The 12060-nt window shown below is 41.4% G+C and carries 10 protein-coding genes; 4 read left to right on the forward strand and 6 right to left on the reverse strand.

Translation table 11 applies throughout. From position 1 onward, the window contains the following. Window positions 1–107: 107 nt before the first annotated feature. Window positions 108–1370, forward strand: coding sequence for a dicarboxylate/amino acid:cation symporter (locus AC623_RS18870; RefSeq protein WP_049666808.1), 1263 nt, complete (start codon window positions 108–110; stop codon window positions 1368–1370). 71 nt (window positions 1371–1441) lie between these two features. Further along, a complete protein-coding gene (locus AC623_RS18875; protein ID WP_331457022.1) occupies window positions 1442–2356 on the forward strand; it encodes an AEC family transporter in 915 nt (304 codons plus the stop codon). Between the two features lie 66 nt (window positions 2357–2422). Here AC623_RS18875 and AC623_RS18880 read toward each other — a convergent pair whose 3' ends face one another. The 5 genes from AC623_RS18880 to AC623_RS18900 all read right to left on the reverse strand — a co-directional run bounded on the left by AC623_RS18880 (window position 2423) and on the right by AC623_RS18900 (window position 9009). After that, window positions 2423–4048: an amidohydrolase gene (locus AC623_RS18880; protein ID WP_049665495.1), complete on the reverse strand. Its 1626-nt coding sequence runs from the start codon at window positions 4046–4048 to the stop codon at window positions 2423–2425. Window positions 4049–4078: 30 nt separating this feature from the next. Further along, on the reverse strand, window positions 4079–5413 hold the full coding sequence (locus AC623_RS18885) for an APC family permease (RefSeq protein WP_049665497.1): 1335 nt from the start codon (window positions 5411–5413) through the stop codon (window positions 4079–4081). Window positions 5414–5651: 238 nt separating this feature from the next. Further along, window positions 5652–6521, reverse strand: coding sequence for a carbon-nitrogen hydrolase (locus AC623_RS18890; protein ID WP_049665500.1), 870 nt, complete (start codon window positions 6519–6521; stop codon window positions 5652–5654). 276 nt (window positions 6522–6797) lie between these two features. Then, window positions 6798–8150, reverse strand: coding sequence for an APC family permease (locus AC623_RS18895; protein ID WP_049665502.1), 1353 nt, complete (start codon window positions 8148–8150; stop codon window positions 6798–6800). 73 nt (window positions 8151–8223) lie between these two features. Continuing rightward, window positions 8224–9009 (reverse strand): carbon-nitrogen hydrolase family protein, encoded by a 786-nt coding sequence (locus AC623_RS18900; RefSeq protein ID WP_049665505.1) that lies wholly within the window; start codon window positions 9007–9009, stop codon window positions 8224–8226. A 242-nt stretch (window positions 9010–9251) separates the two neighbouring features. On the opposite strand from AC623_RS18900, the gene AC623_RS18905 reads away from it, so the two are divergent. Then, window positions 9252–10232: a sigma-54 interaction domain-containing protein gene (locus AC623_RS18905; RefSeq protein WP_231603669.1), complete on the forward strand. Its 981-nt coding sequence runs from the start codon at window positions 9252–9254 to the stop codon at window positions 10230–10232. Beyond that, window positions 10229–11032: a carbon-nitrogen hydrolase family protein gene (locus tag AC623_RS18910; protein WP_049665507.1), complete on the forward strand. Its 804-nt coding sequence runs from the start codon at window positions 10229–10231 to the stop codon at window positions 11030–11032. The genes AC623_RS18905 and AC623_RS18910 overlap by 4 nt, the downstream gene beginning before the upstream one ends. 45 nt (window positions 11033–11077) lie before the next feature. Here AC623_RS18910 and AC623_RS18915 read toward each other — a convergent pair whose 3' ends face one another. After that, window positions 11078–11992, reverse strand: coding sequence for an SGNH/GDSL hydrolase family protein (locus AC623_RS18915; RefSeq protein ID WP_053104184.1), 915 nt, complete (start codon window positions 11990–11992; stop codon window positions 11078–11080). Window positions 11993–12060: the final 68 nt, after the last annotated feature.

The following is a 12060-nucleotide window of genomic DNA, read 5'->3' on the forward strand; positions in this document are numbered from 1 at the left end:
CCATTCGGAGATGTTTGGCTCTTTCCTTTTTGAAAAATCCTTTTCATCCTTTCATAAACATACTATGATAAGGAAGCTGGATATTTTTGAGAAAGGCTGGAAATTCATTGAGACATTTTTTAAAAAACTATCAATTTACTTTTTTATTACTTGCTTCTATCCTTCTTGGCGGAGTTGCTGGTGTCTTTTTCGGCCCTAAGGCAGCTGTCGTAAAACCGCTCGGGGATTTATTTTTAAATTTGATGTTTATGATCATTATCCCGCTCGTCTTTTTCAGTATCTCTTCTGCTATTGCTAGTATGGATGGCATGAAACGCCTCGGGAAAATTATGGCGGGCATTGTCATTGTCTTCCTGGCTACAGCTGCCACTGCGGCTGTTATAGGACTTGCTGGTGCCTTTTTATTTAATCCGCTTGAAGGAACAGATCTAACGGCCATCAAAACGATCATGAAGGAATTTGATCCAGCTGCTGCCAAAACAGAAGATGTATCCTTCGCTGCTCAGCTGGTGAATACCTTTACCGTTAATGACTTTTCACTGCTTTTATCAAAGAGTAACATGCTGCAGCTTATCGTCTTTTCGATCTTGTTTGGTCTCGCTGCTGCCATGGCACAAGAAAAAGGCAAGCCAATCGCTAACTTTCTAGCATCCGGAACAGCTGTCATGATGAAAGTTGTATCCATCGTGATGTATTATGCGCCCATCGGTCTTGGCTGTTATTTCGCGACTGTTATTGGAGAGCTAGGTCCGCAAATCCTGGGCGGTTATGCTCGGACGTTTGTTCTTTATCTTGGTTTGACAGTTCTTTATTATCTCGTCTTCTTTACGTTATATGCTTTTATTGCGGCTGGGAAAGACGGCGTAAAAACTTTTTGGAAGCACGCAGCAGCCCCTTCTATCACAGCTATTGCTACTTGTTCAAGCGCGGCGAGCATTCCTGTTAACTTAACAGCTGTGAAAAAAATGGGCGTTCCAAAAGACATCGCGGAAACAGTCATTCCACTCGGTGCAAATACGCATAAAGATGGATCTGTCTTTGGTGGTGTGCTGAAGGTGGTCTTCTTGTTTGCTCTTTTCGGTAAAGAGATGACGAGTGTCACTAGCATTCTAGCGATTCTTGGCGTTTCGTTCCTCGTTGGCGCTGTAATGGGAGCCATTCCTGGCGGAGGCATGATTGGAGAAATGCTGATTTTGAGTGTATTTGGCTTTCCACCAGAAGCATTGCCGATTATTGCCGTCATCAGTACGATTATCGATGCGCCTGCTACTCTGCTAAACTCAACAGGCAATACCGTTTGCGCCATGCTTGTTACACGGCTGGTAGAGGGGAAAAACTGGATGCAGCGTCAGCTTTCTACCGATTCTTAAAAGCTGGGAGTGCCGCTTTTTGGCGCTCTCTTTTTGTTACGATCATTCATAATCATATTGTCCAAATGGAGATGAAACTCGTGGAATTGCTAATGATTATATTGCCCGCCTTTATGATCTTTTTTGCCGGCTTTCTCGGCCAAAAAATCATTGGCTTTGACATCCGATCCATTTCTAAAGCAGCTCTTTATATCATGTCCCCCTTTCTCGCTTTTCGGACATTTTACACGAATGAGCTGACGATGGAATACTTCTATATTATTTTATTCTGCCTTGTGCTTTGTATCGTGCTTGTGTTGATCATTGGCCTCACAGGTTATTTCATGAAAGCATCAAAACCGCAAATGTCAGCTATGATCCTTGGCGGTGCTTTTATGAATAGTGGAAATTATGGAGCTCCTGTCGTTCTGTTTGCCTTCGGAGCAGCCGGTTTCGATTACGCTGTCATTATGATGGTCTTCCAATCGCTTCTCATGAATACGGTTGGGCTCTTCTTTGCTTCGCTTGGCGGAGAAGACGAGTCCTCCCTTACCCAGTCTCTTAAAAGCGTCGTTCGGATGCCCGTCATTCACGGGGCATTTGCTGGTGTGACGTTACAGCTTCTGTCTATACATATCCCTCAAGCATTTATGGAAGCAGTCAGCCTCGTTGCCGATGCTTCGATTCCAACTGTTATGCTCGTTCTCGGTATGCAGCTCGCTGTGATTGCTAGAAAACGGGTCGCTTACCGTTACGTCTCGGCCGTTACGATCATCCGGATGCTCGTATCACCCGTGCTAGCGGTTGCTATTATTGCTTTTATGCCGATTAGTGAACTGCTAAAAGACGTTCTCATTTTGCAAGCAGCCATGCCAGCTGCAGCCAACACGACGATGTTTGCCATTCAATTTGGCACTGAGCCTGATCTCGTCTCTTTTACTACGTTAGTTACGACGCTGCTCAGCATTGGAACGATACCAGTTGTGCTTTTTTATCTAGGTGTTTAATCGCGGCAAAATAAAAAGACAGTCGTGAATCAATTGACTCATGACTGTCTTTTTTGTTCATTTCTTTTATTTCAAAGCAGCAGAAGGCGTTTTTTCCCACACAACCTCGCCGTCCATTAACGTCATGTCCACTTCTGTCTTAAGAATTTCTTCTGGAGACACTTCAAATAAATTGCGATCTAATATAATCAAGTCAGCTAGTTTGCCTGCTTCAAGCGTTCCTAGTTCATTCTCTCGGAAAACGCTGTAAGCCGATCCTGCAGTGTAAGCTTTTAAAGCTTCTGCCAGCGTCACCCGTTCTTGCTCGTTCCAAGTGTCGTTTAGCGTGAAGTCTTTTCTTGTAACTGCGTGATAAAGCTCAATCATTGGCTCAAGCGGAACAATTGGATAATCACTGCTATACGATACAACGGCTCCCGATCTCAATAAAGTAGCATTCGGATAAATATACGATTGCTTCTCTTCCCCCACTCTTGTTGTATGACTCTCTCTCGGCATTAGGGCCATGTGGTACGGCTGAATGGAAGGCATAACGCCTAGCTCTTTAAAGCGAGGAATATCCTCTGGGGCGATGACTTCAATATGCTCAAGCGCATGGCGTGCATCCCGTGGTCCATTCACTTGCTGAGCCTTTTCATAGAGGTCAAGCCCTAAACGAACAGCCCCGTCACCAATCGTATGGAAACGGATTTGGAAGCCTTCCTTGTCCGCTTCAATGACCCATTTTTCCAATTGTTCTTTCGTATAAGCCGTTTCTCCTTTTGTTTCTGGCTTATCTAGATAAGGATCAAGCATGTAGGCTGTATAACCAGTCACTACACCATCGATAAACTGCTTTAGTCCTGCTGTCCGAAGTTTATCTGAAGAATAGTTTTCTCTAAATTTCTTCGCTTGTTCTATTTGGCCATTTAACGGCGGATAAAGGTGGAAGCGGCATGATAAATCTCCTTTATCCTCAAATTCCTTATAAACGGAATAAGCTTCGAGTTTCTCATGAGCACGGCTCGCATACAAATCATTGACGGATGTGACACCAAGCTTCGCGGCGTGCTGCAAGAATTGACTAACCATATCATGCAGCTGCTCCTTCGGAAAATCGTAAGCAAAGTCTGCAGCTAGGGCAATCGCTGTTTCAATTAAAATACCGGTTGGTTCCCCTTTGTCGTCTTTATAAATAATGCCGTACTCTGGATTTTCTGTTTCACTCGTAATGCCGGCAATTTCAAGCGCCTTTGAATTCACCCAGCCGTAGTGCCCTTCCGCATGCAATAACATAACCGGACGGTTCGGCAGCTCCTGATCTAATATATAACGATCTGGAAACTCTTTCTTATCCCATGCTGTATGGTCCCAGCCAGTACCAATCACCCATTGGCTCTCTGGCTTTCCATTTGCATACTCCCGCACTTTAAGAGCCGCCTCTTCCGCTGATGTGACATCCGCTAAAGAAACACAATAATGGCTGAACAAACTGCCTAACATAATATGCAAATGTGCATCATGGAATCCCGGCATGACCAATTTATTACCAGCATCTATCATTTTGGTTTGCTCATCTTGAAATGCAGCGATCTTTTCTTTTGTATCCACTCCAATAATCTTATTGCCTTTAACGGCTACCGCCAAAGCTTCGGGCTCATTCTCCAGCCCGGTAAAAACAGCATTGCTTTTTATAATTAAATCCGCTTTCATTATTCGTCATTCTCCTTTTCTATTGAGATACTAAGCTGATAAATCCATAACTGGCGGCTTTTGTTTAAAGCCTTTCGTTAGAACAACCATATAAATAAAACCGAGTGCAAACCAGATTCCACCTAACACTTTTGAATGGACATCCAAGTTAATAAGCAGCCATAAATCAAGCAGGGCTCCAACTGCCGGTATGATTAAATAAAGTAGAGTTCCTTTTGCAGAACGCTCTTTTTTCCCAACAAAGTAATACATGATAACGGCGATATTTACACTTGTAAATGCAAGAAAGGCGCCAAAATTAATAAATGAAGCAACCAGTGATAAGCTTAGGAACAAGGCAAGTAATGAGATGGCACTAATTAACAAGATGTTATTAACAGGGGTGTTGTATTTGGGATGTAACGAGCCGAAAAATTTCTTAGGAAGCTGACCATCACGGCCCATTGCATAGAGCACACGAGAGGCACTTGCCTGCGAAGACATCGCCGATCCAAACGCAGTAACGGCATATACAGCTAAAAAGACCGAAGCAAACGTTTTGCCACCGACAAATGTAATAATTTCATGGGCAGCAGAGTCTGGATTAGCAAAGGTGCTATAATCCGGCCAGACGTTTTGGGCAAAGTAGGAAACGGTGATAAAGATGGCTCCACCTACCAATGTGATAATGAAGACGGCACGCGGAATATTTTTTTCTGGCTGAACGGTTTCCTCGGCAAAGGCGGTAGCCGAATCAAATCCGAGAAAAGAAAAGCATAGAAGGGCTGCACCCGCCACAATAAATGAAACAGGCTCTTCAGGATTATAAAACGGTTTCAAAGAGAGCAAAGTGCCAGTGCCTGTTCCGCCTGCAATTTCTTTAATGGATAATCCGATAAAGAGAAGGATAAATGCAATAGCGAAGATCGTAATAAAAGCATTAGCCTTTGTTGCCAGCTTAACTCCTCTCACATTAATGACAGTAACTAATATCAACATTCCCAGCACCCAAACGTAATTTGGCACAGCCGGAAAGGCCGCAGAAAAGAAAATTCCAAATAACAAATAATTGACCATGGGGATAAAAAGATAATCCATTAAAATCGCCCAGCCGACGAGAAAACCGACGTACGGATTAATCGCCTTTTGTGTGTAGGCATAAGCAGAACCGGCAGATGGAATAGATTTAGACATTTGCCCATAGCTGTAGGCAGTAAACAGCATGACAATCAAAGCTACTAAATAGGCTCCCGGCACCATTCCATGTGATAATTCGGCCGCGATTCCATACGTGCTGAAGACCGTGGCAAGCGCCATAAATGAAAAACCGAAGAGAACTACGTGAATAAGCCCCAGCGACCTATTCATTTCTTTTCCCTGTGACATAAAACCCCCCCTAAACCTTTTAATTAAATTAGTGCAAATATTATGCCAATTCAAAACTTTATAAAAACCGATCATTTTTTCTTTTTTCGACTTGTTTTTCATTCAAAATGACATAAATTATTCCAAAATGAATAAAATTGGTCAGTTTTTTTGCTTCTCCACATGTTCAGCATTTACATCATAAAAAAAACAGCTGCTAAACTTTATAGTTAACAGCTGTTAAGAACTTTTTATTTACTTATTCTATGACACGCTTTAGTAATTCTCCATAACTATCCGGGCGTCGATCTCTATGAAACTGTAAAACATTACGAGCATGAGTAATCTCCGCAAAATCAACCTCTGCCATAATAATTTCATCCTCTTTCGTTTCAGCTTCTTTAATAATCGTTCCCCACGGATTACTAATAAAGCTGCGTCCATAAAACGTCATATGTCCTTCCTTGCTGTCTTCACGTCCCACCCGATTCACCGCTGCAATAAACATATTATTATGAATACCGTGAGCACGAATAGCATCTACCCAGGTTTGCGACGTGTCTAGGTCTAGATTGTCCGGCTCTGAGCCAATAGCTGACGGATAAAATACAATGTCTGCACCTTTTAAAGCTAGAATACGAGACGGCTCTGGGAACCATTCATCCCAGCAAATTAATACGCCAATGGTGCCGTATTTCGTTTTAAATACCGGGTAGCCCGTGTCTCCTTCAGTGAAATAATATTTTTCAATATACTGAGGGCCCTCCGGAATATGGTGCTTGCGATATTTTCCTAAGTACTTGCCGTCTTCATACACCACAACGGTGTTAAAGTATAAGCCATCACGTACATACTCATACAGTGAAACAATGATCACCACGTTAAGCTCTTCCGAAAGGCGTTGCATCCGGTTAGAAATGGGGCCTGGAATCGGTTCAGCCCACTCATATTTATTTACATCAATGGTCTGTGGAAAGTACTGCCCGCCGAAAAGCTCCTCTGTACAAATAACTTGAGCTCCCTGCTCGGCAGCTTCTCGAATTAATCCTTCTGCTGTTTCTACATTTTTTTCACGATCTTCTACGCATTTATGCTGGATTAGCGCAATATTCACTTTTCCTCTTCCCATCATTCTCTCCCTTTCTGTAAGCAGTGCCTAGTATCATTCCGTTTAATAAAAGATCCATATAACAGTTTCACTATTCTGAATCCTTTTATTGCTAAATGCAAATATTATGCCAATTGAACATAGCCGATCTAACATGGTCTTTTCCTAAAGGATAGAAGGAAGACATAGACAGGGCTTATTTTCCAACCTGGAGGCGGGGTAAATACGTTTGACAACAGACTGAAAAGGACTCTATGCTCACATGCATAAGTCCTTTTCAATTGACCTCTCTCTTTCTTATGATGCTGCGTCTACATCATCCATCGCCATTTCTGGAGGAGCTTTACGAAACATCTTTGTTAAAAATAGTAAATAGATAAAGCCTAATAAGGCCCATATCCCTCCGAGAATGAGTGCATGTTTGTCTAAATTGATGAGCAGCCAGGCATCGAATAACGCTCCGATTAATGGGATCGTCAAATATAAAGATATATTTTTTCCAGAGCGGAAACCTTTCTTGACATAATAGTGGCCAATGACTGAAAGGTTAACAAAAATAAACGTCACAAAGGCACCAAAGTTAATAAAAGAAGTAGAAGTAGCTATATCCATTTTTAATGCAAGCAAGGCGATGAGTGCTACCGTGACAAGGTTAAGAATTGGCGTGCTAAAACGCTGATGAATAAAGCCAAATATTTTCTTTGGAAGTACATTATCGCGTCCCATAGCAAACAGCAGGCGGGCTGCACTTGCTTGAGCAGATAAACCGGAAGCAAATTGAGCAGTGATCATCCCTGCTAGAAAAATAGCGCTAAATAAGTTTCCCCCAACAAGGGAAGCAATTTCAAACCCCGCTGAGTCAACATTCTGAAATTTAGTAAAATCCGGGTAGACAAGATAAATAAAATAAGAGGTAGCAACGAAAATTCCTCCACCAATTAGAGCAACAAGAAAGATAGCACGTGGAATTGTTTTCTTAGGATTAATGGTTTCTTCTGACAATGTGGTAACTGCGTCAAATCCGAGAAACGAATAACAGGCTACTGAAGCACCTGCCAAAACTAAAGAAAAAGACATATCACTATTAAAAAATGCACTTGCTGAGAAAAGTGTTCCGAGTCCAGCCCCGCTTGTTAAACTCGTAATGGAGAAAATGATAAATAAGAAAATAACGAGAAACTGAAAAATCATCATGAGTAAATTCACTCGTGAAGTTGTTCGGATCCCAACAACATTTATAAGGGTCGTAATAATGATAAAAGATATAACCCATATCCATACGGGTACATTTGGAAAAGCAGCTTGTAAGTATACGCTGCCAATTAACCATATCACCATAGGAAGAAATAAATAATCGAGTAAAACTGACCAGCCTACGAGAAAACCTATATTCGGATGAATAGATTTGCGTGTATACGTATAGGCAGAACCAGATACAGGATACGCCTTCACCATCTTCCCATAACTGTACGCTGTAAATAGCATAGCTATTAAGGCTATCAGATAAGCGGTTGGCACCAATCCGTTTGTTGTTTCGGCCAATACACCATAAATACCAAATGAGATCATCGGTGTCATGTAAGCTAATCCAAACAATACAAGCGGTGCTAACGTCAGTGTTCTTTTTAAAGAGTTTTGCTCATTTCCCATTAATGCCACCCCTTTTTTATTTCTTCTCTTTGCCTGTCTAATCTTCTGCGCGCAAAGAGGAAGAAAGCACTTATTAAATCAAATTAGTCAGGTTGTTCTTAACACTTGAATGCAAATTACTCGTGTAAGCAAGCTTAGGATCTCGATTCCCATCCGTTTGAATGTCTATTGTATGAATGGTTTCTTCCGAAGCGAGCTTAGACACTATTCTTCCTTCGCCATCAACAGCCATACTGTGTCCAAAAAAATCAAGATCCCCTTCTTTTCCTATTCTATTGCAAATAACTACCGGCACTTCGTTCTCCATCGCTCTGCTTTGCATGTATACATGCTGATGATTTTCATAAGGTGTCATGTTGGCGGTATTCACTAAAATAATTTCCGCTCCATTCAAACGAAGAAGTCTTGCTACTTCGGGAAACTCTAGGTCGTAACAGATCATCGCGCCCACTTTTCCAAATTTCGTTTGAAATACCGGCCAGCTATCACCACGCGTAAAATAATTTGTTTCTGTGTTAAATAAATGAGTTTTACGGTATGTTCCTACGACAAGACCATTATCATCAATGAGCGCACTGGAGATATAATAACGCCCCTCTTCTTTTTCAGGAAACGAGATAAGCGCATGGATACCCAAGTTTTTGCAATATAACCCAAGAACTTTTAATGACTCTCCTTCTTTTGTTTCCGCAATAGTCGGTAATAGATCTCCTATTGAATAACCAGTAAGAGCCAATTCTGGAAAGACAACAATGTCTGCTGCCTGTCGTTTTGCTTCCTTTAAAGAATGAACAATTTTCTTCATATTCTCTTGTTTATCTCCAAGAACCGGAGAAAACTGTGCTACTGCAACCTTCATTAATTGATACTCCCTTCTAGTGATAAAGCTGACTGTTCACCATTTTGCAAGTACTATGCCAAAACAAAAAGGCTGATTTATTAGTATTTTCTGATATAATGATTGATAAATCGATGATTTTTTTCATTACCTTTAATTATCCCAATAGAAAAACACCTATTTATGGAGCGTTTTAATTAAGTTAATGATTTTTTTCATTATAATGATAAAAATCATTATGAAGGAGTGAAATGGGATTGACCATGTTAGAAAACTACTCAACAAATTTTTTATCTGAACCTTTAATAGCAAAGTCAGAAAAAATGAAAAAAATTATTGATATTATCCAGCGCATTGCTAATGTCAATTCAACAGTTCTTCTGCTTGGAGAATCAGGAGTCGGGAAAACGATGTTAGCCAAATATGTCCACCAACAAAGCACGCGGCAGGAAAAGCCATTTATTTCGGTTAATTGCAGCACTCTCCCTGAAAGCTTGGTAGAATCCGAATTGTTTGGCTACGAATCTGGGGCATTTACCGGCGGAAGAAAGGAAGGAAAAAAAGGACTAATTGAATCCGCTGAAGGCGGAACTCTTTTTTTAGATGAAATAGCTGAGCTGCCTTTCGCTGCCCAGTCAAAGTTACTTGAAGTAATTCAAGAGAATAAATATCGTAAAGTTGGAAGTATATATGAAAAAACAGCGAATGTGCGAATTATCGCAGCAACAAACAAAAATTTAAAAGAACTGGTAAAGCAGAAGGAGTTCCGAGAAGATCTCTATTATCGCTTGTATGTAGTTCCTCTCATCATTCCGCCTCTTCGTGAGCGTCGTGAGGAAATTCCCTATCTCACTGACTATTTCGTACAGACATTTAATCAAAAGTATCATCGCCAGTACAGTCTTTCACCAAAACTACTGGCTAAATTTCAAGCCTATAGTTGGCCTGGTAACATTCGTGAATTAGAAAATACAATTGAACAAATGGTTGTTACCCAGTCGGATCAAATAGACGCAGGTTCGCTTGTAGCAGACACTGCCAATCATTCTTCTTTTTTGACTAAAGAAAACATTCTCCCACTTAAGCAAGCTAAACAACAATTTGAAAAAGAATTAATTTTATATGTCTATCACTTATATAAAAGCACCTATAAAGCGGCAGAAGTTCTTCAAGTCGATCAATCAACCATTGCTAAAAAAATCAAGAAATATCGAGAAGAAGAGGAAAAAGGAGTAACAGAATGATTAAAATTGCTATCGCTCAATTGCGGTGTGAATTAAAAAAGAAAGAAGCAAATTTGAATCGAATTTTACAAACGATAAAAGAGGCAGAGGAAAAAAAGGCAGACTACGTGCTTTTTCCTGAATTATACTTAAGCGGCTATGCATTAGATGAAGATCTATACTCCTTAGCAGAACCAGAAAATGGGGAAAGTATACGCCGCATCCAATTACAGGCTAAAAAGAGTAAAGTCGGAGCTATAGTGGGCTTTCCCGAGCTAGACAAAAACTGTTTGTACAATTCAGCCTTGTTAATTGGAAAGGACGGGAAGATCATTGGCAAATATAGAAAGGTCCATTTATACCACCAAGAAAAACAATGGTTTACAGCCGGAAACTCTTTTCCTGTGTTCTCCCTTCCTGAAGGGGATATCGGCCTCATGATCACGTATGATATGGAATTTCCGGAAGCCTCCCGAATATTGGCGCTAAAGAACGCACAGCTCTTGCTCGTTCTCGCTGCCAATATGCTCCCCTATCAACATTACCAAGATGTCTTTTTACGTGCCAGGGCTCTTGAAAACCATATATATATAGGGGCGGCAAATATGGTCGGCTTAGATAACGAAAATATATTCTTCGGGGAAAGCCAAGTCGTTCATCCTAATGGCAAAACGATTTATAAAGGACGCAATAATGAAGAATTGCCTGTTCTCTCTATCGATTTAAATGAGATTAATCGTGAAAAAGGCCTGCTGGATTACTTACAGAACCGCCGCCCAGACGTATATCACTCCGAACAATCAGAGACGAACAAAGCTTGAAACAATAAAAACCCCCTTTCTAGGTTTTAGAAAGGGGGTTTTCCTTTAAGTATATTCACCACGCTTGCAGCTTTTGCCGCTATCGAAGCTGGTTATCTTGCTCTTCTCTTTTTTCTTAGATGGCCCTTTCTTTTCTTCCTTGTCTTCCGGCTGATGAGGCTGCCTTTTTTGCAGCTCGGAAAAAGACACTGGTGCTGGCAGCTGGGAAAGTATACTTTCCGGAATTAGCGGATGTCCAGGCGCGTATTCCTCAATAAAGCTATTCGCCATCTCTAAGTAGCCTCTAGGGGCTGGATGTACATCTGCTGGATTCGGAATCCAGGCACGAGCATTTTTTCCAAACCGGTTGGATACTGGCACAAAATGAGCGCCGGCCCTGTTGGCTTCTTGCTCGATAATTTTGTTTAAAAGCGCAAGCTGTCCTGCAACGGAAGATTTTTGTTCTTCTTTGACATGCGGGTATGGAAAGTAATAGCCCATCACATAAATGTCTGCGTGCTCATTCACATTCCTTATTTCTTTAAAGATTTTTATATAATTTTTTCGTACACCGTTAAGGGCAAAAGCAGCCGGAATTGCCTGGTAGCTTATCATGCCCCGGATAGAGTCATTTTTAATGAGTGGCAACAGATCGTTCGCTCCAGCAGAAATCGTAATTAAATCTGCTTTCCTAACTAGATCCTTCGCCTCTTCTTCCCCAAGCCGCTCTAACACTTGCCCTGTCGAGTATCCAGGAAAAGCTAGCTGCTTCGAAAAGCTGGCCAGCTGACCTGTGCGCTGCAACGCAAGAGCAATCAAATCTGTATAGCTTGCACCGATTTCTTTATGGGGCGTTTGGCCGGCGGCTAGTGAATCACCGAGCGCTACATACCGAACACCCGCTGCTTCGGTGTTCGTTGGCAAGAAGGAAGCGGTTATTAGAAAAACAGTTATCAACATGAAAAAAACCCGTTTCTTCATAAAACCCTGCCTTTCTCTTTATTAATATGCATAATAGGATCAAGCGTGCTCTTCAATCGTTTTAGTCG

Source organism: Bacillus sp. FJAT-27231, from assembly GCF_001183975.1.
Taxonomy (GTDB): Bacteria; Bacillota; Bacilli; order Bacillales; family Domibacillaceae; genus Pseudobacillus; species Pseudobacillus wudalianchiensis.